Below are 22,174 nucleotides of genomic sequence, written 5' to 3'. Positions count from 1 at the left end.
TTGCGTTGATTTCTTCTTGGGGGGCGTGTCGCATGTCGTTACACCATCCGACTAGTGTTGAGGTGGCCACGTCGCACTACCTGCACTATGGGCAGGTCGAGCTGGGTGCAGGTCAGGTCGACAACCCGTCAAGGGTAGATGTGATGTCCGCCCGGTCGTCGATATTGGTCGCCTTGATTATCCGACGCTTGTTGAGGATGAGACCGGACGCAGCGGCGATCAATTCGGCGTTTGTGGGTTCGTCATTCATATTTCAGCTCCTGTTTTAAACTTGATTTCAGTTTAGGCCCCGCACGGACGCGCCAGCGTGACAAACGTGACACCTCCTAGAGGGGTGTCACGTTTGTCACGGTCATTCTGGCCCGCACATGTCACGAACAGTGACGGCCTGTCACGTTTGTCACGGAAGAGGTCAGTCATCATCCTGCACCCTCCACACATGGTCGCCATGCTGACGCACTTCGTCCATTTCCATCAGCTTGTCCCTGGCTCGCTTAAAGGCTTGGCGTCCTGCGCTATCGCTGGCGCCTGAGGCCAGCCTGTGGGCGTCACAGGCGTCCCGCCATCGTTTCACATGCACCACCTTGCGGTTGGACGGATACAGGTTGCCGGTGCGCGTCTCGCCGTGGTCGCGCAGGGCGTCATAGAGCGCCTGCATCGCCACCTCGTTCTTGCCGGTCAGGGGCTTACGTTCTTTCTTGGGCGGTTCGGCCATGTCCACCACCGCGCTTGTCACCGGCTCGCCATCCTCATCCATGCCAAGTGTGACTGGGCGCAGCTTGAAATGCAGCGGCTCAGGCGGTTCTTGATCGCGTTGCTTGCGGGATATGATTTCCCAACCGGCTGTTACCTGTATCTCGGTATCCATCGCCGCCCGCAGGGCAGACGATCCACGCGCGCCCCGGTCCTCATCCTTGCCGGTGTGGTGGACCACCATGACGTGCGCGCCGGTCGCCTCGCGGATAAGATCGCAGTTGCGGACGAACATGGCCGCATCCTTGGCCGCGTTCTCATCGCCCCCGCCCATGGACCGGGCCAAGGTGTCGATCACCACAAGGGCCGGGTCAGCGTCCGGCATGATCGTGCAAACGGCCGTTGCATCGCCTTCGCCGTGCAGGTCCAGCCCGACAGGCAACAGGGTGAAGGGTGCCCCCGCCACTTCGGGGCGGTCACGCTTGATCGCCGCAAGGCGGTTGCGGATACCCGCGCCGCCCTCAGCGGCGATGTATAGGACGGGCCCACCGTTCACCCGCTGGCCGTGCCATGGCTGGCCCGCAGCTATGTGCATAGCAATGTCTAGCGCCACGAACGTCTTGCCCGCGTTGGACGGGCCATAGAGCATCGAAAGGCAATTCCGATCCATCCAACCTTTGACCAAATAGTTGCTGGTCAACACCGGGTCGATTGCCGACAGGCTCACAAGGCGGGTTTCGATTTGGGACGCGCGAGAAGCGTTCATGTTGAGGTAATCACGGCCAAGCTGTCCACCTCCGCGCGATGTCGGACAGGTTAGCCCCGTTTTGACGGGCCAGTGCCGGGATTGTCGCCCACGACACGCCGCTGCGCTTGAAGCTGCGCCACTTGGCGGCAACCTCGCCCTTGCGGTATTTCGATCCGGTCGCGCTCCAGCGATCCGCCAGCACGAAACCTTCGTCAGACCCATTGAAACGGTCATGCAAGGCCATCAGCACGGCCACCCAATCGCCGTAGGGCACATCCGCCGGGATGTGGGTCAGCAGTTCCTCCACTTCGCCAGTGGGCGCCAGGCGGTCGAAGGTGTGCGCCGGTGCCGGGGGCGTATGCAGCAGCATCGCCCGCAGACCCAAAGGGACCGGGGGCAACGTCTCAGGGAAGTGGCCGAGATAGGAACCACCCTCGACAAACGATCCGGGCGCGACCACGTAGCCGCCTTGCCCCCGCGTGTCGATCTTGGGGCCGATCTTGTTCGCCGTGTTCCGCGCCCCGTTGAAGTGCTGGCAGTAGATGTGTCGCCCGCCTGAGGGCGTGTAGACGTTGGCATGATCCATCAGGCCCGCATAGCGGGGCAAAGCCTGCAAGCTGACCTCGCCCATCGGCTCGCTCGTGACCTTGTCCACGTCCAAGTCGATCACGAACAGGCCGTTGGTCTCGCCGCATGGGATGCCCCATGCGACAGCCCCGTGGGCCTCCCATTGCGATATGGTGTAGCCGTCGCGGGTGGCCTTATCCTGCCAGCCCGCCACAAGCGGGGCCTTGTCGGGGCCAACGGGGAAGATCCTGAACGGGATACGGGTCATGCTGCCACCCCGCAGAAGTGGCGCGGGATAATCGCTGGCGCTCCGGCCCATTCTGGGCTATCACGTTCGGGAAGATAGACGCTTTCCACAATGTCTTTAACCCCGGTTGCGATTGCCGTCGCGCCGGGGTTTTCGTTTGCGATCATCATTTAAACCATCCGCGTTTCACGGCTTTCCAGCCAAGCGATCACATCGCTTTCGCGCCAAGCAACAAGACGAGCTCCCAGCTTGACTGGCTGGGGGAATTCGCCGCGTTTCATCCAGTCGTAGAGCGTGGAGCGGGAGAGGCCGGTCAGGGCTTCCACCTCGCGGCGGCGGAGAAGGCGTATGCGCAAAGAGTGCGCAGAATTGGCTTCGCGCTCAAAGTCAAACCCGGAGATCCGGCCCTTGGATGCCTCGGCCAACGTCTTCAAGTCGTGGATTTTTTTTGAGACCTCATGCTGGTCGTGAGGAGTTGCGGGGCGATGTGTGGTTGCCTTGGACATTGTCGGTTCCTTTCCTTACTTCCCATGTGCTCTGGGAACTTGGAGGAACACGATCGATATAGATAACGGAGCTTATTCAGATTTTCTTGGTTTTAATAATTTTATAAAATCAACCGCTTGCCTTGTGTAGGCTTCAGGTTGCGCATCGAGTTCACCGGCGAGAAAGACGTCTTCTACAAACTTAAAGAATCGCCCTTCGTATTCTTGGCCATAGTTACCCCTGGGTGGGTAATGAGGGTCTTCAACATACTCACGGAAAGCAAGCGCGCAGTGTTTCGCAACGGCTAACGCGCCATCCAAGGCCGGTCTTCCTCGACCAAACTTCTTGAACCGGCCTTCTAGCTGAGAGCGAGCATGTTCGACGCTTTGGTGTATTGAATTGAGTTGTTCAACATGATGCTGAATTGCTTCTGTATCGCCAATTTCAGTGCCAGCCCAAAAGAACTGATCCAGCTCGCCATTGGACAATTCCAGTAGACTCAACTTGTCCCGCGCAAGGAGTTCTTTTGCGATAGGGTTTAGGTTTGATACCGCTTGTGAGGCGGTTCGAAGCAGTTTTCCTATTTCCTCAAGCTGTTCGTACGCCACATTTTTTTCATCCTCAAATTGTCGACCTATCCGGTTCTCATTTGCTGCCGCCAGCGCCGACACGAAAGATTCGACAAGCAAAGTCTGAGCGATTTCAGGAGCGTCACTCAAATAAAGATGTCTGTCCAAGACTTTGCTGACCCGCCTTTCGAGCGATCTCCGAGACGCGTTCACTGTCGCTCACCCATTTGTATCAAGTTGTTACCAGCCGCCTCTGCCCCAAGGAGAAAACCTACCCAGTCCTCCATCATGGCCCTCCGACGGTCCAGCATGTCGGACCGCTGGTAGGCGCGTTCCACCTCTGAACCAATGAAGTGCGCCAAAGCGATTTCAGCCATGTCGCGCTGATAACCTCGTTCCGCCGCCCACTGCCGGAAGGTTGAACGCATCCCATGCGGCACCGCAGGGCGCTTGTTGCGCGGGTCAAGATAGCCAATCTCACCATTCTTTGTCTTTAATTCTTGTATGCGCCGCATGACGGCAGAAATGGACATATCCGACAGCATCCCACCGCGCGGTGCAAAGAACACAAAGGGTGATCCATCCATACGCGGCAGAGCCTCCAACAAGGCCACGGCCTCGGGTGTCAGCGGCACGCGGTGTTCCCGCCCGTTCTTCATCCGTAAAGCCGGAACGGTCCAGACCGCCCCCTGCGTATTGCTTCTAGCAACGCCCCCAAGGTCGATTTCATCCCATGTCAATCCACGCACCTCGCCAGAGCGCGCAGCGGTCAGGGTCAGGAATTGAAGCGCCCGCGCCGCCATGCCGTCGCGTTGTCCCAGATCTGCCCACCATCGTGATACGTCGGACAGTGCCAGTGCGGGTTGATTACCCCCCTTTGCCACCTTGGAGGGTTTGGGCAGTGTCTCGGACAAGTTGCCCTTCCAGCGGGCGGGATTGTCGCCTGTCCGATGCCCTGACACGGTTGCCCATGACAGCACGTTTTCGATCCTGCCGCGAAGGCGGGATGCGGTCTCCGTTTTTGCGGCCCATATCGGTTGCAAGACACGCAGGACATCCTGCACTGTGATTTCCGAAACCAGTTTCGGCCCTAGCACGGGCGCTGCATAGGTGTCCAAGGTTGAGCGCCATTGCTTGCGGTGCTTTTCGTTTCTGAACTCCGACAGCTTCGCGGCAAGGTATTTATCCACCGCTTCGGCAAAGGTCATGCCTTCGCGGGCTTTGCGCTTGTCGGCTAGCGGGTCGCCGCCCAGCATCGCCGTGCCCCGGTTTTCGAGCGCTAGCTTGCGTGCGGTTGCCAGCGGTACGGCGGGCGGACTGCCCAGCCCGAGTTCGGTTCGCTTTCCGCGAATGGTTATCCGTTGCACCCATTGTTTCGCGCCGTTGTTCGACACCCTTAGAAAGAGGCCCTGTCCATCGAAGTACTTGCCCGGTTCCGTCACGGTCTCCACAAAGCGCGGCGACAGGGCCTTTTCCGGTCTGCGGATATTTTCGCGCGGCATGACATCCCCCGTTACATCCCCCACTGCAGCGTGGATTGCCTCGGATTATGCCGGAACGCATCGCACAAGGGAAGGTGAAAGGTTTCATGTATACAGGAACATATAGGTCCATATCGGATCGCGCCGGAACAACCAATGGCGGGCTTCCTCTCCGCCATTATTCCCATTTCGAACCAGTGACACCGCCCTGACGGGCACGGTTTTTTTCGTGTTATCAAAGCGGTTTACAGGGGCCGGCCGATCCTCATAGACGCGCCGCCTAGCTGAAGCTGGGTTCAGAATGGCCCTCAGTCTCAGTTTGGGCGAACCTCGTTCGTTCCGGTTCGGTCCCGTTTTCTCATTACCTTTCAATGACCTGCTTCCAAACCCCGCCAAAACCCAAATCGGCGATCCGAAAGGTAACGATGGCAACGTAGACGGAACACACGGTAGGCGCGTTGCTCGGGAGCCCAGCGTAAAGCAGCGGATTGCTGGGGCTGGTTCGCATCCCATTCACTCACCGAAACCCCTGATGACAAACCATTTTGGCACCGCTAGCGTTTCAAGAACCTCGGGTTGGTTCAGATCGATGCGGAGGCTGAGCCAAACCAAGTACCGAGAACAATCCCAGGATGACCGCATGAACCCATTTGACATCATTCCAGACACCCACGGCCAATCCGCCAAACTCGACGCTTCCCTCGCTGGGCTGGGGTGGAGGCGGAGTGCTCTCGGATGGACCCATCCGGATCCGGATCGACAGATCGTCTTTCTGGGAGACTTCATCGACCGTGGGCCGGATAATCGGGCTGTTCTCAAGACCGTTCGCGAACTTGTCGATGCAGGCAAGGCCAAGGCGATCATGGGCAATCATGAGCTCAACGCTCTGCATTTCCACACGATGCACCCCGATGATGGTCAGCCGCTTCGTGCGCATTCCCCTAAGAACATCCGGCAGTACCGGACGTTCCTCGACCAGTTCCCGCCCGGCGATCCGCAGACTCGCGACGTTCTGGACTGGATGCGCAGCCTGCCACTGTTTCTGGAGGAGGACGGGTTTCGTGCCGTGCACGCCTGCTGGATCGACGCCTCATTGGATCGGCTCAAGACACTGACCGGGGATGGCGTGCTGACCGAGGAACAACTGATCCGTGCTGCGGATCGAGACGAGACCGACGAGATGTTTATACTGGCCGAGCAGATCACCAAGGGGCCGGAGCAGCAGCTACCTGATGGCTGGTCGTTCACGGACAAGGACGGGACGGAGCAGGATCATGTGCGGCTGCAATGGTGGAACGCCGCCGCTCGCACCTGGCGCGACATCGCGATCTCTGTGCCATCAATTGAGGACCTGCCTGACGAATACTTGCCGGAGACGCTTTCGGCGCAGACCTATCCAGCCACTGCGCGACCGGTGTTCTTCGGGCATTACTGGTTGAGTGGCGACCCGGTCCTACAGGCACATAACGCGCTTTGTCTCGACTATTCTGCAGGCAAGGACGGCCCACTGGTGTCATATGATATGTCCGACCCGGTCGGACCGCTTTCGATGGACAAGATCCGGGTGCATCCGGCGGTCAGCTAAAACGGGTGTCTATCAATCGAACACCAGCCCCGGTTGCTTGACCCACGGCAGCTCCGCCACGCCGCAGAGGTCGAAGATCGACAGCACTGTGGGTTCGCGCCGCAGGACCAGCCTCTCCAGCACCGACGGTTCAAGCCATGCCAGCCGGATCACACGGCTGACATAGCGGTCGGAGATGCCTTCCTCTCTGGCGAGGTCGGCGATGGTGGTGACATCGCCACGCTCCAGCCTGCGCCGCCAGTCCCACGCGCGGCCGATGGCGCGTAACAGCCGAGCGTCCTGTCCGAGATCCATGGCGACCTCGATCTCCTTGGACGGCAGGATGCGGGGGCGGCCGCCGCGATTGCGCAGGGTGAGCGGGATGTGGACGCGCAGGGTTTCTGGCTCTGCCATCACGCCACCTCTGGCTTTGCCGGGGCCATGAGTGCTGCAATCGCGCCCAAGCCCTCATGTCGGAGATCGACAGCCAATCCGGCCTCGCTGGCCGTGACCCGCGCCACCAGAAGCCGGACCACGCGTGCCTGTTCCGCCGGAATCAGCGCGTTCCACATGTCGTCGAACTGGGTGAGCGACGCGCTGATCGCGTCCTCACCAAGGTCCGGCCGATCCTTGCGCAGAGTCCGCGACACCCGCGCGGCAACCTCGGGGGTGCGCAGCAGGCGGCGGATTTCGCCAATCACGGCATCCTCGACCATGCCACCCGGCAACCGCTGCGGGCCGCGCAACTCGGCCTTGGGCCGTTTTTTGATCACGTCCATCGAGACGTAGTAGCGATAGCGGCGCGTGCCTTTCTTGGTGTGGTGCGGGGTCATCGCCACGCCGGTCTCGATGAAGATCAACCCGCGCAGCAGCGCCGGTGACGGCTCCTGAGCTGCGGCCTTCCTAAGATACCGGTTGTTAGCGATCACCTCGTGCACCTCGTCCCAGAGCGTCTCGTCGATGATCGCGTCGTGCTCGCCGGGATAGGCGTTGCCCTTGTGGACGGCGAGGCCGCGATAGACCTTGTTGTGCAGGGTCTTGAGCAGCGAAGTCTTGTCATAGGGCCTGCCGGTCTTGGTCAGGATCGCGCGTGCGTCCAGCTCTAGGATCACCTGCGCCGTGGAACTTGACCGTGCGTAGAGCGTGAAGATCGTCCGCACCGTCTCGGCCTCGACCGGATCCACGATCAGCTTGCGGTCTTTCACGTTGTAACCCAGCGGCACCGGCCCACCCATCCAGATGCCCTTCTTGCGCGACGCGGCAACCTTGTCGCGGATCCGCTCACCTATGACTTCGCGCTCGAACTGAGCGAAGCTGAGCAGGATGTTCAGCGTCAGCCGCCCCATGGACGTGGTGGTGTTGAAGGACTGGGTGACAGAAACAAAGGTTACGCCGTGCTTGTCGAAGATCTCGACCAGCTTTGAGAAATCCATCAGCGCGCGCGGCAAACGGTCGATCTTGTAGACCACGACGATGTCGATCAGCCCGTCTTCGATGTCGGCTATCAGGTCCTTCAGCGCGGGGCGTTCCAGCGTGCCACCGGAGAAGCCGCCGTCATTGTATTTGTCGCGCAGGCATACCCAACCCTCTGCCTTCTGGCTGGCGATATAGGCCTCGCAGGCCTCCCTCTGCGCGTCGAGGCTGTTGAATTCCATGTCGAGCCCTTCCTCGCTCGACTTGCGTGTGTAGATCGCGCAGCGCAGGCGGCGGGGCGGTTGCGGCTGTGTCTGGCGCGTCATTTGCTGATCCTCGGGCGTGGAGTGAAGCCGAAGAATTTCCAGCCATTCCAATTCGCGCCGGTGATGGCCCGCGCCGCGCCAGAAAGCGATTTGTACCGGCGACCTTGCCACTCGAAGCCCTTCGTCAGCACAGTGACAGTGTGCTCGACGCCGTTCCATTCACGGACCAGTTTGGTGCCCGGCATCGGGCGGCGCGGGTCGGTCATCACCTGACCGGGTTCGCCAGAAGCCACCTCCGCCGCAAGTGCATCCAGCGTCCGCCGGGTGTCGCGGCCGATGCCGCCAAGGGCCAGTTCCTGGATGCGGTAGCCAAGCCGCAGCTCGAGATTCTGGCGGCTGGTGTTCGGCGCGGGCGCGCCAAAGATCGCCGCCCATTTCTCGCGCAATTCGGGCACGGTCATCGCCTTCAGCGCGACCAGGTCCGCCAGGACAACGTGGTCCTGCGAAGCGCCAGTGCCTGTTCTCTTTCCCACTGATTTCGTTTTGGTTTTCGTCATTCGTCCTCTCCAACTCGGGTTCGCAATTGGTGACGACGACGGCGAACAAGGGCGAGGATGTCCAGCGAACTGTCTCCTTCGTCCGGAGATTTTTCGTTTATTTTTGGTGGGTTGGCGCGATCCACGGCCGAAGCGAGGATCTGGGCGAGTTCTGCCAGCCGCTCATTGGTGGTGAGCGTTTCAGGCGGTGGGGCGAAATTGACGTCGTTATCGGGCATGGCGGGCGAACCTCAGGAGCTGTTTTGCCCTGTGGTGGCCGCGATGCGGATGGGATTTCAAGTTAAAACAATGGGTTGTCGTAGAGGGGCGAAATCATGAGGAGAGGATCGGACGCGCCGCTTCAATCGTCAAAATGAGGAGGTGCCGGTGAATTCCAACACTCAACTCTCTCGCTGGCGGAACAAAACCACAAATGTAGCGGTCTCAGGCAGTTTTACTTTTTTGCTCCAGTATTGTCGCCACTTCAAGTTTGTTGGGCTCTTACTGAGTTTGTGTTCGCTCCGGACCCCACCCGCATTCAACGAGGCGATTGAATGCAAGTTTGATTTGTCGGGGTGTGAAGCGTCGCTTTCTGTCATTCCATGCGTATGTCCGCTCGATAGCTTCTTCAACATTCGTGACAGCTTCCTGGCGTACTATCCAATGAACCGTTGCCAAAAGTTCTAGTCCAACCGGAGATTCGAATCCTTCCACTAAGCGACTTACTCGCTCGAACCGCTCATGTGTGTCTTCATGCACCTGCAGAAGTGCTTCAGCTTCAGCAACCGCTCCGGGTACCAATTCTATTTGTTTGCCAGGAATGTCCCCGCCGTCTGCGTAACCGGACACGAGGTGCCCCTCAATCTGGTTCAAGACATGCCGTAGGTTCTCAGCATAGGGGCCGTAATGGTGTTTCTTGTATTTCAAACGAAGTGGCTCCCCGGCTTCTTGCATGAAATACATTAGCTTATGAAGCTCGATCAACGTCACGAACGGGTCCAGCAGTCCGGAAAGATACCGGTGCATCAAAGTGACTAGAGTAGCTCGGCCAGTCGTCATCTTTGGAGGTTCTGTGCTTCGCGCCATAACTTGAGCGTCAGGAGCTTCACCGGGTTCGAACACAATAATCTCGGCATCCGTGCCCGTCAGAGATGCCTCGATACGCTTCCGGACATCAGACCAGTTTAATCCACCCAACCCACTGCCCAGTGGGGGAATTGCAATGGACCGGATCCCACGCGCTTCAATCTGTTGGCGAAGATCGACTAGCCCAGACTCAATATCTTCTATTCGACTCTTCCCTCTCCAGTGTCGTTTCGTCGGAAAATTGATAATGAACCTTGGCGCTGTCAGTGCGTTCCGTTCCGTGATAAACATTTTCCCAGGCACAACTTCACCGCGATCACAGGCATTCTTGTAGTCTTCAAAATTTCTGGGAAATGCTTTCTTGAATTGAAGGGCAATACCACGCCCCATAACGCCTACACAGTTGACTGTGTTAACCAAAGCATCGGCTTCGCTGCGGAGGATATCTCCAGTCATATATCGAATCATTATTGTCCTCCCTTTTCTAGTAATACCACGTTGGCAAGGCTTTCACCGTTGGCCTGTGGGCCCTGCCAGACATCATTCTGGTGACATCTCTGCCAACGGCTTCTGAGCGGACACCGATGCCCTGCACGAGCGTCCAAGGAAAGCAGCGCTCAACTAAGAACTCTGCCTGCTTACCCTCCTTCACCTGCCGACTGACGCCATTCCCACTCCACTTGGTGGCAGCTACTGAGTTCCAGTCGATTTCATCCAGAGCGCCAAGATCCGAGCGGTCTTCGAAGTAACTTGAGCCGGCGTTAGATAGGGTGAAAGCCCACCGCAGTTCATTTTCTTCTGCCCATGCAACAGTAGTAGGCAATTCCGAGACTAGGTGGACTATTGGTTCCTGACCGCCGCGATAGGTTACTTCGGGGTGATTTCCTCTGTGTAGGAGGAATAACATTATTGAGCGAGGGCAGAAGTAGAAAGGGACACACGCGCCCACGGTAAGGTCCGGATGCGAACTCAAACTTGTCGCGAGGCGTCTGTCCTTGATCCCCATCATTCCGACAGTCGTTCCAGCACTTGAGCGCGCGCGGGCTTCGGCGTCCGACCAAAGAAACCCATCATCCATAATTGATTGCAATCGGTCCTTGTGAACGATGTGGTAGATCCAGACTTTTTCAGGCGTTTTTGTCATTCAGACCCCTTTTTGGTTGGATCGGAATGCTTTGATGCAATTCGTCTCAGGCGATCAAACTCTTCGACAGAGCAGACGACGACCACTGGTCTACCATGTTTCTCGATTACCACGGGGTCCACCCTCGCGGTATCTATGAGCAGGCCGAACTGGTTCTTCGCATCACGCGCAGAGAAGTTTTTCATTCCTTCTTCTTGTCTCGTTTCGGCTCATATGTCCATAGGGTACATTATGGCTATTATGTCCATTATTTCTGACGTAGTCAGTAACGGTGGTTGCGCTCTCGTCATGCAGCAACGTTGATCCTGAATATCAATGTCGTGTCTGGGGTCGCATCATCCTGTCGGTCTCCAGCCTCAGCGCCGCTCGCCACAACGGCGTCTTGGTGAACGTGCTCTCCCGCGTCCGAAGCAACCCCTTGGCACGGTTTTCTTGCAGTAACCCTGTCCAGCAGAGAGGCCGAAGCACCTGAATATACAGGTTGCTCAGCACTTGGTCGAAACGATCGCTGGGATTGGGTTCGCCGAACAGCACCTTACGGAGGTCAGCGCCCGTCGCGCCGTCTTCGGTCTCGACGTTCAACACGTTCAGGAACACGTCCCAATTGCCCAAGATCGGCTCGTCGTCGAAACGGGAAACGCGGGCGTGATTGACCTCGAACAGGTAAAACGGCGTAACGATGCTGAAGATGCGGCCGGGATGCCCGACCAGCTCCTGGCCCGCCTTGGTCAGCTTGAACTGTCCCTTGTAGTGCCGCCCGATCTTCAACGCGATCATCACGTCGTGCAGATCCATCAGCGGGCCAAAGTCGATCTCGTTCAGCACCTTGTTGATGGCGAACAGGTCTTCCTCGGTGTAGTCGGGCCAGTCGAACTCGCGCGCGGCCCAATGCACAAATACCCGCTTGAAGGCTTTCGATGGCGTCAGTCCGATTTCGCCATGTTCGGCGATGTAGGCAAAAGTCCTTTCCAGTGCCCGCACCATCGGCGAATGCGCCAGCGCCGGGTTTGCATCGTCGATCTGGCGGAACTCGATCACCTCAGATCTCCCGCGCGAACCAGCGAATGCGGCCGATGATGTGGATTTCCTCGGCACTGCGCTCGTAGGGACTGTAGAAGCTGTTGTCCGAGATGACCCGCACGGCGGGCGGTTCGCTGTTGGGGACGTGCTCAAGCCGCTTGGCGACCAGACCCATGCCATCGTCCAGAACGAAGATCCCAGGCGGGTTCGGCGCGCGACGGGTCATGTCGACCAGCACGGTGTCGCCGTCCAGCAGGGTCGGCGCCATGCTGTCTCCCTCTACATGCATGATGCGCAGCTGCGACGGGCTGGCCTTCAGGCTGCTCTTTATCCAGGACCGGCGGAAGTGATAGGCGCGGCCCGGTGTGTCGTGATCCTCGGTCACCACCGCGCCGCCGCCCATCGACGGGCGCGGGCTGGCATGTGCGATCGCCACGAAGGTCTCGTCGGGGTTCTCGATGAAGGGCAGCTCGCCCTCGACGTCGCCAATGCCGTGGATCAGCCATTCCCGCTCGACCTTCAGCACACGGGCGACCTCTGCCAGCTTGTCGATCCCGGGCCGGGCTGAGCGGCCGCGCAGGATGTCGTAGACGAAGGAGCGATTGACCCCGGCCATCTCTGCGACATGGGCGGGGCTCAGCCCGAGTTGTTGAGCTCGGGCGCGAAGGCGGTCAGAGAGCGTGTGATGCTCGGTCATGTTTTCCCCAGAGGGCTGTGGATCAAATAGGATAAAACAGGATTGATCGGAGGGCGTCAAGGATTTAGAACAAACCCTAAACACTCAATGGCAGGAATCGGGGGTCAGATGGAGATCGAGAAGGCGTATTTTACTCTGCCGGAGATCCTCGATCGCTGGTCCATCTCAGAGGCCGACCTGATCTATCTGGCGGAGAACGACAAGCTGCGACTGTCGCTGCGCGTCTTCGGTGTTCCGTTGGAGCTGGGGGATTACGAGGAGACCCATGAGGGTGAGCACTTTCGGGTGCCCACCGAGCAGAGCTACTACAGTGGACTGCTTGAGTTGCATGCGCGGGACGTCTTTCAGCTGTTTCGTGCCGCCGAGTTGACAGTGAGCGACTTCCGTACGCCCGCGTCGGACTATGCGTCGATCTGGGGTGATCGCGATGGCGTGCCTCTGAGCGTTGAGGATTTACTGCTAAGGCGCGAGGAACGTGATCGTTTCGAAGCGGAGACAGGGTTCTCCGGCGCAGAGACCGGACCGCAGCTGCCTGTCTTCAGTGCGACCGCTGGCTTTCATGAAGTGCGTTGCGGCGGGCACCAGTTTCGTCTGGGCCCGATCCAGGCGCAGGTTGTCCGTGCGCTGCATGAGGCGGCGCGACGTGGCGAGGCCTGGCAGAGCGGCAAGGCGATTCTGTCGGCCGCGGGCTCGAAGAGCCTGAAGATGTCCGACGTGTTCAAATCCCAGAAGCAGTGGCGGTCGCTGATCGAATCGAATGGTCGCGGCAACTACCGTCTGAACTGCGACTGATTTCGACTCATCCTGTTCCGGCGCGCGTGTCCCTCCGGCTCCACAGTGGGATGCGCTGGGGGATGAGAGTGGGATGGCAATCCCCCGCCAGAGCGTTCGCCGTTGAGTTGCATGGCTCAAACTGATCCCCCTCCGCATCCCACTTCGATCCTGACGACATCCCACAGCGGGATTTCGCATCTTCCTCCCAACGCAGCGAGCGACAGGAGACGAAGATGCAGCTCAAACACCTCAATCAGAAAGAACTGGCCCGGCGCTGGAACATCTCGCACCGCACGCTGGAGCGGTGGCGGTGGGCCGGTGAAGGCCCGCAATTCATGAAGCTGGGCGGCCGTGTGGTTTACCGCATGGAGGACATCACCGCCTTCGAGCAGGACCAGTTGCGCCACAGCACCGGCGCTGATGCCCATGCGGGTGCCGCATGATGGTACGTCTCGATGATTTTGCGGCCGAGCGGGTGGTGCCGTTCTGCGCCGCTGCCGGTCTGGACGAGGTCGGGTTCTGCGCATGGATCGCGCAGGCCGAACCCGGCGAAACGCTTGTCTATCACCGCGGGTTTCTGGCGGTGGATGCCACCGCCGTCCTGTCGAAACTCCCCGCCGACCGTCAGCGCGCATTGCGCCAGGTTGCGGCCGCCGCCCTTCGCGCGGCCGAGCAGAACCTCGTCCATCTCGTCCAGGCGCGGATCGGTCCCGATCACTTCGCCTACATCGCTGTCGCCCGGACAAGACCTCGATCCAGCGGCGCCGCCCTGTCAGTCCGCCTGCTCGAGGCCGCGTGATGCCCGCCTTCCATTCCCTTTTGACCGATCACGGAGACCCTTTCATGCCATTTCCTGAGAACACCCCCACGCCCGACGATCTGCCGTCCCTCAGCGCAGCCGAAATCGCAGCCTTGCCGGTCGAGCTGCTGGCAATCCTGCAGCGCGAGATCGACGAGCGCCTGAAGCGCGACAAGGCGGCCAAGGCCCGCTTCGATGCTGGACTGGCCGTTCGCTATGCCAACCGGGCAGCTGAGGAACGCCAGATTCAAGCCAAGGACACCGGCACCGTCCGGTTCGACGATGGCGATTTCACCGTGGTCGCCGATCTGCCGAAGCGGGTGGATTGGGATCAGGACCGGCTGGCCGACATGGTCGCGCGGATCCGCGATGCAGGCGACGATCCCGCCGAATATGTCGATCTGGCCTACAAGGTGCCCGAGCGCAAATACGCGGCCTGGCCCGAAGCCATCCGGCAGGGCTTCGCGCCCGCACGCACCGTCCGGCCCGGCACGCTGAAGATCGAGATCGTCCCGCAGGGGGGCGATCAATGAGCCTGCCCATCATCAGCGCCGACCGCGCCTCGGCCGAGCCAGGGCGGTATCGCACGGCGCGCACGCCCTACATGGGTGAAATCATGGATCGGCTCTCACCCGGCGATCCGACACAGCGGATCGTGTTCATGAAGGCCGCACAGGTCGGCGCGACCGAAGCGAGGAATAACTGGATCGGGTTCGCGATCCACCAGGCGCCGGGGCCGATGCTGGCGGTCCAGCCGACGGTGGAACTGGCGAAACGCAACTCGCGCCAGCGGATCGACCCGCTGATCGACGAGAGCCCGGAACTGCGGGAGCGGGTCAAACCGGCGCGCTCGCGCGACGCGGGCAACACCATGCTGTCGAAGGAGTTCGCGGGTGGCATTCTGATCATGACGGGAGCGAACTCGGCGGTCGGGCTGCGCTCGACACCCGCGCGCTACATCTTTCTCGACGAGGTCGATGCCTATCCAGCCTCGGCCGACGAGGAAGGCGACCCGGTCACGTTGGCCGAGGCCCGCTCGCTGACCTTTGCCCATAGGCGAAAGGTATTTCTGGTCTCGACGCCCACCATCCGGGGGCTGAGCCGGATTGAGCGGGAGTTCGAGGCGAGCGATCAGCGTCGGTTTTTCGTGCCATGTCCGCATTGCGGCCAAGAGCAATGGCTCAAGTTCGAGCGTCTGCGTTGGGAGAAAGGCCGCCCGGAGACCGCGGAATATCATTGCGAGCGCTGCGACCAGCCCATCGCGGAACACCACAAGACAGCGATGCTGGAGGCTGGCGAATGGCGGGCGACGGCCACGACGGCCGATCCCAACGCGGTCGGCTACCACCTCTCCGCGCTCTATTCACCCATCGGGTGGCTGAGCTGGGAGCGGATCGTGCGGGCGTGGGACGCAGCGCAAGGGTCAGACGAGGCGATCAAGGCGTTCCGCAACACGATCCTCGGAGAGACTTGGGTCGAGACCGGCGAAGCGCCTGACTGGCAGCGGCTTTACGACCAGCGGGAAAGCTGGAAACCGGGCATCGTACCTGCGGGCGGGCTGTTCCTGACCGCTGGGGCCGACGTTCAGAAAGACCGGATCGAGGTCGATGTCTGGGGCTGGGGCCGTGGGTTGGAAAGCTGGCTCGTCGACCACATCGTGATCGAGGGCGGACCGGACCGTCATGAGGCTTGGGGCGATCTGACGGAGTTGCTTGGTCGGACCTGGCCGCATGAACGAGGCGCGCATCTCAAAATCGCGCGTCTTGCCATCGACACCGGCTACGAGGCCCCGGCCGTCTACGGCTGGTCGCGGGCGCAAGGGTTCGCGCAGGTCGCGCCGGTAAAAGGCGTCGAAGGCTTCAACCGCGCGAGCCCAGTGTCGGGGCCCACTTACGTGGACGCGACCGAAGGCGGCAAGCGGCTTCGTCGTGGCGCAAGGCTCTGGACCGTGGCGGTCTCGACCTTCAAGGCAGAGACTTATCGCTTCCTGCGACTGGAACGGCCCACGGATGAGGAACGCGCTGACGGCGCGGTATTCTCACCCGGCACCGTTCATCTGCCGCATTGGGTCGAGAACGAATGGCTGAAGCAGTTCGTGGCGGAGCAGTTGGTCACCGTGCGCACAAAGCGCGGCTTTGCGCGGCTGGAATGGCAGAAGCTGCGCGAACGCAACGAGGCGCTGGATTGCCGGGTCTATGCCCGTGCTGCCGCCTGGATTGCGGGCGCGGATCGCTGGACCGACGAGAAATGGCGCGACCTCGAGGATCAGCTTGGGGTCGCCGACACCTGTGCGAACTCCGCAGGGCAGATCAACAGGCAAGCGCAGACCGCGCAGAGGAAACGTCAATCTGACTGGCTCGGACGGCGTGGAGGGTGGTTTTAAACATGGCGGACTGGACCGAAACCGAGCTCTCGGCGTTGCGCCGGGCCTATGCCAGCGGCACGACCCGGGTCAGCTATGACGGCAAATCCGTCGATTATGGTTCAGCCGAGGATTTGCTGGCGCGCATCCGCACCATCGAGCGCGCCATCGCGGGCACGACACGGCCACTGCCGATCGCAGGGCTCGCGGGCTTCTCGCGCGGGGACCGGTGATGTCAGCCAATTGGTTTGATCATGCGATTGCCTCAGTGGCACCGCGCACGGCGGCGCGCCGTGTTCTCGCGCGCCAAGCGTTTGAAACCCTGACGCGTGGCTATGATGGCGCTGCCAAGGGGCGGCGGACCGAGGGTTGGCGCGCGCCGGGCACTTCGGCCGATACCGAGGTTGGCGTGGCCGGGGCGCTGCTGCGCGACCGGATGCGCGATCTGGTGCGCAACAACCCGCATGCGGCGAAGGCCGTGGCGGTGCTGGTCAACAACATTGTCGGTGCGGGCATCATGCCTCGGGCGGCGAGCGGCAATGACAAGCTGGACCGGAAGGTCGATGCGCTCTTCGCAAGGTGGTCGGACGCCGCTGACGCCGACGGCCAGCTCGACTTCTATGGGCTGCAGACGCTGATCTGCCGGGAAATGGTCGAAGCGGGCGAGGTTCTGGTGCGCCGACGTCTGCGGCGGGCGTCAGATGGCCTGCCGGTGCCGCTGCAGTTGCAGGTGCTGGAGGCCGACTTCCTCGACGCCACGAAATCCGGCGCCATCGGCGCGGGGCGGCTGGTCCAAGGGATCGAGTTTAACCCGGTCGGCAAGCGCCGCGCATACTGGCTGCACGCCGAACATCCCGGCGACGCCTATGGCGCATTGCAGAATGGCTTGCAGAGCCGTCCGGTCCCCGCGACCGAGATCGCCCATGTCTACGAGAAGCAGCGCACACAGGCGCGCGGCGTTCCCTGGGGCGCTCCGGTGATCCGCAGCCTGCGCGATCTCGATGATTACGAGGTCGCCGAACTGGTCCGCAAGAAGACCGAGGCCTGCGTCACCGCCATCGTCTTTGGTGACGACGAGGCACAGCAGGGCATCGCACCGTCTGTGGTCGATGCGGACGGCAACCGTGTCGAGCAGTTCGAGCCGGGGCTTATCGCCTATGCACGGGGCGGCAAGGACATCCGGTTCAACCAGCCCTCGGCCACCGGCGGCTACGGCGAATACAAGCGGGCCAGCCTGCACACGATCTCGGCCGGGTTCCGGGTGCCCTATGAGTTGCTGACCGGCGACCTCAGCTAGGTCAACTATTCCTCGATCCGGGCGGGGCTGGTGGAGTTTCGCCGCCAGATCGATGCCGTGCAGTGGCAGCTGTTCATCCCGATGTTCTGCGCCCCAGTCTGGCGCTGGTTCACCGAGGCCGCATGGGCGGCGGGCCAGATCCCGACACCTGACGTGCCGGTCGAATGGTCGCCGCCGAAGTTCGAGGCGGTCGATCCTCAAAAGGACGCGATGGCCAACCTGCTGTCGATCCGATCTGGCACCATGACGCTGGCAGAGGTGATCGCGCGGCAGGGCCGCAATCCCGATGCGGTGCTTGCCGAGATCGCCGCGACCAACGCCAAGCTCGACGCCCTCGGCCTCGTACTCGACAGCGACCCGCGCCGCGTCACCAAGATTGGGAGCGCGCAGACCAGCGATCCGGCGAGCGATCCGGCCGCTGACCCGGAAGCCGACGCTGCACAGGCCGACCCCGACCAACAGGACTGACCCCATGGACACGATGATCGAATTACCGGCCCTGCGCCGGTCGGCGGAGCTTGCGCCAAACTCGGCCGATACCGACGCCCGAACCGTCGAGGTGATCTGGTCGGCAGGCGCTCGGGTTCGTCGGTCGACCCTGTTCGGCGAGACCTATGACGAGGAACTGAGCCTCGACCCGACCCATGTGCGGCTGGATCGGCTGAATGCGGGCGCGCCGTTTCTGAAGGTGCACGAGGTCGACACGTTGGATGCCGTGATCGGCTCGGTCGTGCCGGGGTCCGCCCGGATCGAAAACGGCCGTGGCGTTGCGCAGGTCCGGATCTCTGAGCGCGCCGACGTTGAGCCGATCTGGCGCGACATTCAGGCCGGGCACATCCGCGCGGTGTCCATTGGCTACCAGGTCCACCGCTTTGAGGTCTCAAAACCCGAAGCCGCCCGGGAGCTTTGGCGCGCGGTCGACTGGACGCCCTTCGAGGTGTCTGCCGTGCCCGTTGGCGCGGACCCCGCCGCGGGCTTCCGTGCTCAATCCCCCCTTCACGATTGCGTCCTTCATCGCCGGGACGTCCCACCCACAACCACAGGAGCCATCCCGATGACGGACAAACCCAACGCCCCGGCGAGCGACGCCGAAATCCAAGCCACCCAGCTGACCGAGCCGGTCAAAACCGAGGATACTACGATGACCATACCGACTGCGGCTTTGACCGAGCCGAAGGACGCTGCCGTTGAGACCCGCGCGCAGTCGAAGCCGCAGAAGCCCGACACTGCCGCAGCACCCGATACCGAAGCTGTCGCGACCCGCGCGCGAGAAACCGAGCGTGACCGCGTGTCCACGATCTATGATCTGGCCGGTCGCCTGAACCTCGAGCGCAGCTTTGCCGAGGATCTGGTCAAACGCGGCACGGACATCGGCGAAGCGCGCCGCCTGATCCTCGATCAGGTTGCAGCGAAATCCGAGGAAACCCGCACCTTCAGCCAGGTGTCGGTCCCGCTGGGTGGCCGCGATGAGGCCATCACCCGCCGCGACGCCGTCGCGAACGCGCTTCTGCACCGTTACAGCCCGACGCTGTTCACTGTGGAAGATGCCGCCCGCCAGTATCGTGGCATGACGCTGATGGAACTGGCCCGCGAAAGCCTCGGCAATGCCGGGGTCAACACGCGCGGCCTGTCGCGCGACGAGGTGGCGACGCGCGCGCTGCATTCGACCTCGGACTTCCCCGAGATCCTGTCGGCGGTCACCAACAAGACCCTGCGGCAGGCCTACGAGGCCTATCCCCGCACATTCATGCTGTTCTGCCGTCAGGTGCTCGCGACCGACTTCAAGGCCATGCACCGGGTCCAGCTCGGCGAGGCCCCGCAGCTGCTCGAGGTCGGCGAGAGTGGCGAGTTCAAGCGCGGGACACTGGGCGAGAGCAAGGAGAGCTACAAGGTCAAGACCTATGGCCGGGTGGTCGCCATTACCCGCCAGACCCTGATCAATGACGACCTCGACGCCTTCACCCGGATCCCGGCGATGTACGGCAACTCCATCGCGCAGCTGGAATCGGACGTGGTCTGGGGGATCATCACCGCCAACCCGGCCATGGCCGACGGCAATGCGCTGTTCCACACCACCCACAAGAACCTCGCGGGCACCGGCGCGGCGCTCGATGTCGGCAGTGTCGGCGCGGCCCGCGCCGCGATGGCCAAGCAGACGGGGCTCGACAAGAAGACGGTGCTGAATGTCCGTCCTGCCTTCCTGATCGTGCCCGCATCGCTGGAACTGAAGGCCGAGCAGATGGTCGCCCAGAACCTCGTGCCCGCCGCAACCTCCAACGTCGTGCCGCAATCGATCCGGACCCTCGCGCCGATCAGCGAGCCCCGGCTCGATGCCGCCAGTGAAACCGCCTGGTATCTTGCGGCCAGCCCAAACCAGATCGACACCATCGAGTACGCCTATCTCGAGGGTCAGCAGGGCGCCTACATTGAGACCCGCAACGGCTTTGACGTCGACGGCGTCGAGATCAAGTGCCGCCTCGACTTCGGTGCCAAGGCCATCGACTGGCGCGGTCTTTACAAGAATCCGGGCGCATAAACCGGGCCATCTCTGACATCCCACCTCTGACGGGCGGTCCAATCGGGCCGCCCGTTCCCTTTTGCAAAGGAACGTGCACATGAAAAACTACGTCCAGCCCGGCAACACCATCACCCTGACCGCGCCTTATGCCGTCGCCTCCGGCGATGGCCTGCTCGTCGGATCCATCTTCGGCGTGGCCGCTGGGGATGCTGCCAATGCCGAGACGGTCGAAGCCGCCCTCATCGGCATCTTCGATCTGAAGAAGGTGGCGTCCCAGGCCCGGTCCGCAGGTGACAAGGTCTATTGGGACGACACCAACAAGGAAGCTACCAAGACCGCCACGGCGAACACGCTGATCGGCGTGGCAATCGAAGCCGTCGCAGGCGGCGCGGGTGACGTGATCGGCCGGGTGCGCCTGAACGCGAGCTTCTGATGACGGCGTTTGCCGCCATTCTGGATGCGCTGTTCGCGGATCCCAATATCGGGCGCGAGGCGGTCTACACCTCCGACGGCGGCGCGCCGGTGCTGGTGCGCGTCGTCTCCCGGCAGGCCGATGCGCTCACCGACTTTGGCGACGCGCGGCTTTGGTCGGAAACGACCCGGATCGATCTTCGCGTCGCGGAAGTTCCGACCCCGCGTCCCGGTGACCGATTGGAAATCGACGGAGATGCCTTTCTCATTCAGGGCGAGCCCGTCCGCGACCGTGAGCGGCTGGTCTGGACCGTGGATCTGAGGCCTGCGTGAGACTGAAGCTCGACATCGATCCCGACATCGTCGCCATGATGGCGGCGGAGATGGCGGCGGGCGAGCGCGCGGTGACGGCCGCCATGCGTGAGGCCGGGACCGGGCTGAAGTCTGCATGGCGCACGCAGATCACGGGCGCGGGGCTTGGGCGACGGCTTGCCAACTCGATCCGCAACCAGAACTTCCCGAGATCGGGTGAAAGCCTGGATGCGGCGGCGTTGGTTTGGTCCAAAGCACCGGTGATCGTCGGCGCACATGACACGGGACCGCTGATCCGCTCGAAGGATGGGTTCTGGCTGGCGATCCCGCTGCCCGCCGCAGGTCTAGGTTTGCGTGGTCGCCGGATTACTCCGGGCGAATGGGAACGGCGGCGCGGTCTGCGCTTACGCTTTGTCTATCGCCGCCGAGGACCCAGCCTGCTGGTAGGCGTCACTGCCAAGCCCACGCGGGATTGTGAGGTCTTGCTGCCCCACATTCGTACATTGATTGAAGATGCGGACTCGCTCAAAGAGCGTCTGGACGCCACCGGCATGTCTGGCCACCTGCGCATGGGCGCAATTTCGACCGAACTCGGCGAGACCATCCCTTACGTCCTAGCTACACTCCGGAGCGCCTGCCCCAAACTACATCTGCAGGTTGTCCCAGGAACGTCTCAGCAGCTTTATGAGGGGTTAAATCTAGGCACCTTGGATCTGGCCGTTACAGTCCGGCCAGACTTTGCCCTACCAAAGTCGCGCAACGTAACTGTTTTAAAAAAACAAAAACATATGCTCCTCACACCTAGGGGAATGAAGGGCAGCCTTGAAGAGATTCTGGAAAAGCACCCTTTTATTCGCTATGACGCCCGCTCTTGGGGTGGGGAGAAGCTCGAGAGTTACCTTCGGACCCTCAGGATAGATCGCAACATTCTTTGCGACATCGACAGTCTCGAAACCATCGCGGTGATGGTTGGAAATGGCATGGGCGTATCGGTCGTGCCTGAATGGAGCGGCATCGATCTGCACAAGTTTCGTCTGAATAAAGTACAGATGGCTCAAGAAGCGGGTAGCCGGGAAATCTGTGTAATCCACAACCTTCCAGCCAAACTGCCGAAAGTAATCGAGTTGATCACCGAGATTTGCCAAACCCATGCCAGCAAAACGGACACGTAATCCCTTGCCGCG

The 22,174-nt window shown here is 61.3% G+C and carries 29 protein-coding genes and 1 pseudogene; 14 read left to right on the top strand and 16 right to left on the bottom strand.

Features of this window, described 5'->3' with window-relative positions; all coding sequences use genetic code 11:
• Positions 1 to 112 precede the first annotated feature (112 nt).
• From VOI21_RS08325 to VOI21_RS08295, 7 genes are all read right to left on the bottom strand, one after another.
• Complete coding sequence (locus tag VOI21_RS08325) at positions 113 to 250, bottom strand: hypothetical protein (protein WP_323769342.1); 138 nt, start codon at positions 248 to 250, stop codon at positions 113 to 115.
• Positions 251 to 412: 162 nt separating this feature from the next.
• Positions 413 to 1,459: a helicase RepA family protein gene (locus tag VOI21_RS08320; protein WP_323769340.1), complete on the bottom strand. Its 1,047-nt coding sequence runs from the start codon at positions 1,457 to 1,459 to the stop codon at positions 413 to 415.
• Between the two features lie 10 nt (positions 1,460 to 1,469).
• Positions 1,470 to 2,276: a bifunctional DNA primase/polymerase gene (locus VOI21_RS08315; RefSeq protein WP_323769339.1), complete on the bottom strand. Its 807-nt coding sequence runs from the start codon at positions 2,274 to 2,276 to the stop codon at positions 1,470 to 1,472.
• Positions 2,273 to 2,425, bottom strand: coding sequence for a hypothetical protein (locus VOI21_RS08310; RefSeq protein ID WP_323769338.1), 153 nt, complete (start codon positions 2,423 to 2,425; stop codon positions 2,273 to 2,275). The genes VOI21_RS08315 and VOI21_RS08310 overlap by 4 nt, the downstream gene beginning before the upstream one ends.
• Complete coding sequence (locus VOI21_RS08305) at positions 2,426 to 2,761, bottom strand: AlpA family transcriptional regulator (protein ID WP_323769337.1); 336 nt, start codon at positions 2,759 to 2,761, stop codon at positions 2,426 to 2,428.
• Positions 2,762 to 2,833: 72 nt separating this feature from the next.
• The gene (locus VOI21_RS08300) at positions 2,834 to 3,460 is read right to left on the bottom strand and encodes a hypothetical protein (RefSeq protein ID WP_323769336.1); all 627 of its coding nucleotides are present in this window, start codon (positions 3,458 to 3,460) and stop codon (positions 2,834 to 2,836) included.
• Positions 3,461 to 3,519: 59 nt separating this feature from the next.
• Positions 3,520 to 4,812, bottom strand: coding sequence for a tyrosine-type recombinase/integrase (locus tag VOI21_RS08295; RefSeq protein WP_323769335.1), 1,293 nt, complete (start codon positions 4,810 to 4,812; stop codon positions 3,520 to 3,522).
• A 619-nt stretch (positions 4,813 to 5,431) separates the two neighbouring features.
• Here VOI21_RS08295 and VOI21_RS08290 point away from each other — a divergent pair.
• Positions 5,432 to 6,376 carry a metallophosphoesterase gene (locus VOI21_RS08290; protein ID WP_323769334.1) on the top strand — a complete coding sequence of 315 codons (945 nt, stop codon included), beginning with the start codon at positions 5,432 to 5,434 and terminating at the stop codon, positions 6,374 to 6,376.
• Between the two features lie 12 nt (positions 6,377 to 6,388).
• Here the strand turns inward: VOI21_RS08290 and VOI21_RS08285 are convergent, their stop codons facing one another.
• The 9 genes from VOI21_RS08285 to VOI21_RS08245 form a co-directional block, all read right to left on the bottom strand.
• A complete protein-coding gene (locus tag VOI21_RS08285; protein ID WP_323769333.1) occupies positions 6,389 to 6,769 on the bottom strand; it encodes a hypothetical protein in 381 nt (126 codons plus the stop codon).
• On the bottom strand, positions 6,769 to 8,094 hold the full coding sequence (locus VOI21_RS08280) for a recombinase family protein (protein ID WP_323769332.1): 1,326 nt from the start codon (positions 8,092 to 8,094) through the stop codon (positions 6,769 to 6,771). Before VOI21_RS08280 ends, VOI21_RS08285 begins: the two co-directional genes overlap by 1 nt.
• On the bottom strand, positions 8,091 to 8,591 hold the full coding sequence (locus tag VOI21_RS08275) for a DUF2924 domain-containing protein (RefSeq protein ID WP_323769331.1): 501 nt from the start codon (positions 8,589 to 8,591) through the stop codon (positions 8,091 to 8,093). Before VOI21_RS08275 ends, VOI21_RS08280 begins: the two co-directional genes overlap by 4 nt.
• Entirely contained in the window at positions 8,588 to 8,809 is a 222-nt protein-coding gene (locus tag VOI21_RS08270) for a hypothetical protein (protein WP_323769330.1), read from the bottom strand. The genes VOI21_RS08275 and VOI21_RS08270 overlap by 4 nt, the downstream gene beginning before the upstream one ends.
• Positions 8,810 to 9,071: 262 nt before the next feature.
• Entirely contained in the window at positions 9,072 to 10,124 is a 1,053-nt protein-coding gene (locus VOI21_RS08265; protein ID WP_323769329.1) for a macro domain-containing protein, read from the bottom strand.
• Between the two features lie 16 nt (positions 10,125 to 10,140).
• Positions 10,141 to 10,800: a DUF4433 domain-containing protein gene (locus VOI21_RS08260; RefSeq protein ID WP_323769328.1), complete on the bottom strand. Its 660-nt coding sequence runs from the start codon at positions 10,798 to 10,800 to the stop codon at positions 10,141 to 10,143.
• Complete coding sequence (locus tag VOI21_RS08255) at positions 10,797 to 10,985, bottom strand: type II toxin-antitoxin system Phd/YefM family antitoxin (RefSeq protein WP_323769327.1); 189 nt, start codon at positions 10,983 to 10,985, stop codon at positions 10,797 to 10,799. Before VOI21_RS08255 ends, VOI21_RS08260 begins: the two co-directional genes overlap by 4 nt.
• Before the next feature lie 127 nt (positions 10,986 to 11,112).
• On the bottom strand, positions 11,113 to 11,838 hold the full coding sequence (locus VOI21_RS08250) for a hypothetical protein (RefSeq protein WP_323769326.1): 726 nt from the start codon (positions 11,836 to 11,838) through the stop codon (positions 11,113 to 11,115).
• A gap of 1 nt (position 11,839) precedes the next feature.
• Complete coding sequence (locus tag VOI21_RS08245) at positions 11,840 to 12,517, bottom strand: LexA family transcriptional regulator (protein WP_323769325.1); 678 nt, start codon at positions 12,515 to 12,517, stop codon at positions 11,840 to 11,842.
• Between the two features lie 108 nt (positions 12,518 to 12,625).
• On the opposite strand from VOI21_RS08245, the gene VOI21_RS08240 reads away from it, so the two are divergent.
• The 13 genes and pseudogenes from VOI21_RS08240 to VOI21_RS08180 all read left to right on the top strand — a co-directional run bounded on the left by VOI21_RS08240 (position 12,626) and on the right by VOI21_RS08180 (position 22,162).
• Complete coding sequence (locus tag VOI21_RS08240; protein WP_323769324.1) at positions 12,626 to 13,309, top strand: hypothetical protein; 684 nt, start codon at positions 12,626 to 12,628, stop codon at positions 13,307 to 13,309.
• Positions 13,310 to 13,524: 215 nt separating this feature from the next.
• Positions 13,525 to 13,734 carry a helix-turn-helix transcriptional regulator gene (locus tag VOI21_RS08235; protein WP_029058679.1) on the top strand — a complete coding sequence of 70 codons (210 nt, stop codon included), beginning with the start codon at positions 13,525 to 13,527 and terminating at the stop codon, positions 13,732 to 13,734.
• Complete coding sequence (locus VOI21_RS08230) at positions 13,734 to 14,090, top strand: hypothetical protein (RefSeq protein ID WP_323769323.1); 357 nt, start codon at positions 13,734 to 13,736, stop codon at positions 14,088 to 14,090. The genes VOI21_RS08235 and VOI21_RS08230 overlap by 1 nt, the downstream gene beginning before the upstream one ends.
• A 44-nt stretch (positions 14,091 to 14,134) precedes the next feature.
• Positions 14,135 to 14,623: a hypothetical protein gene (locus VOI21_RS08225; protein WP_323769322.1), complete on the top strand. Its 489-nt coding sequence runs from the start codon at positions 14,135 to 14,137 to the stop codon at positions 14,621 to 14,623.
• Positions 14,620 to 16,473: a phage terminase large subunit family protein gene (locus VOI21_RS08220; RefSeq protein ID WP_323769321.1), complete on the top strand. Its 1,854-nt coding sequence runs from the start codon at positions 14,620 to 14,622 to the stop codon at positions 16,471 to 16,473. Before VOI21_RS08225 ends, VOI21_RS08220 begins: the two co-directional genes overlap by 4 nt.
• 2 nt (positions 16,474 to 16,475) lie before the next feature.
• Positions 16,476 to 16,685, top strand: coding sequence for a phage head-tail joining protein (locus VOI21_RS08215; RefSeq protein WP_323769320.1), 210 nt, complete (start codon positions 16,476 to 16,478; stop codon positions 16,683 to 16,685).
• A complete protein-coding gene (locus VOI21_RS08210; protein WP_323769319.1) occupies positions 16,685 to 17,749 on the top strand; it encodes a phage portal protein in 1,065 nt (354 codons plus the stop codon). The genes VOI21_RS08215 and VOI21_RS08210 overlap by 1 nt, the downstream gene beginning before the upstream one ends.
• Before the next feature lie 30 nt (positions 17,750 to 17,779).
• Positions 17,780 to 18,217 (top strand): hypothetical protein, encoded by a 438-nt coding sequence (locus tag VOI21_RS08205; protein ID WP_323769318.1) that lies wholly within the window; start codon positions 17,780 to 17,782, stop codon positions 18,215 to 18,217.
• A gap of 4 nt (positions 18,218 to 18,221) precedes the next feature.
• Positions 18,222 to 20,285, top strand: a complete 2,064-nt coding sequence (locus tag VOI21_RS08200; protein ID WP_323769317.1) for a prohead protease/major capsid protein fusion protein — start codon at positions 18,222 to 18,224, stop codon at positions 20,283 to 20,285.
• Between the two features lie 79 nt (positions 20,286 to 20,364).
• On the top strand, positions 20,365 to 20,700 hold the full coding sequence (locus VOI21_RS08195; protein WP_323769316.1) for a DUF2190 family protein: 336 nt from the start codon (positions 20,365 to 20,367) through the stop codon (positions 20,698 to 20,700).
• Positions 20,700 to 21,011, top strand: coding sequence for a head-tail joining protein (locus tag VOI21_RS08190; RefSeq protein WP_323769315.1), 312 nt, complete (start codon positions 20,700 to 20,702; stop codon positions 21,009 to 21,011). Before VOI21_RS08195 ends, VOI21_RS08190 begins: the two co-directional genes overlap by 1 nt.
• Positions 21,008 to 21,436: pseudogene (locus VOI21_RS08185) on the top strand (DUF6441 family protein); the annotation flags it as partial. The gene VOI21_RS08190 and the pseudogene VOI21_RS08185, both read left to right, overlap by 4 nt.
• A gap of 105 nt (positions 21,437 to 21,541) precedes the next feature.
• A complete protein-coding gene (locus tag VOI21_RS08180; RefSeq protein WP_323769820.1) occupies positions 21,542 to 22,162 on the top strand; it encodes a LysR substrate-binding domain-containing protein in 621 nt (206 codons plus the stop codon).
• Positions 22,163 to 22,174: the final 12 nt, after the last annotated feature.

This window comes from Antarctobacter sp., from assembly GCF_034670325.1.
GTDB lineage: Bacteria > Pseudomonadota > Alphaproteobacteria > Rhodobacterales > Rhodobacteraceae > Antarctobacter.
This window is presented reverse-complemented; position numbering and strand designations above follow the sequence as displayed.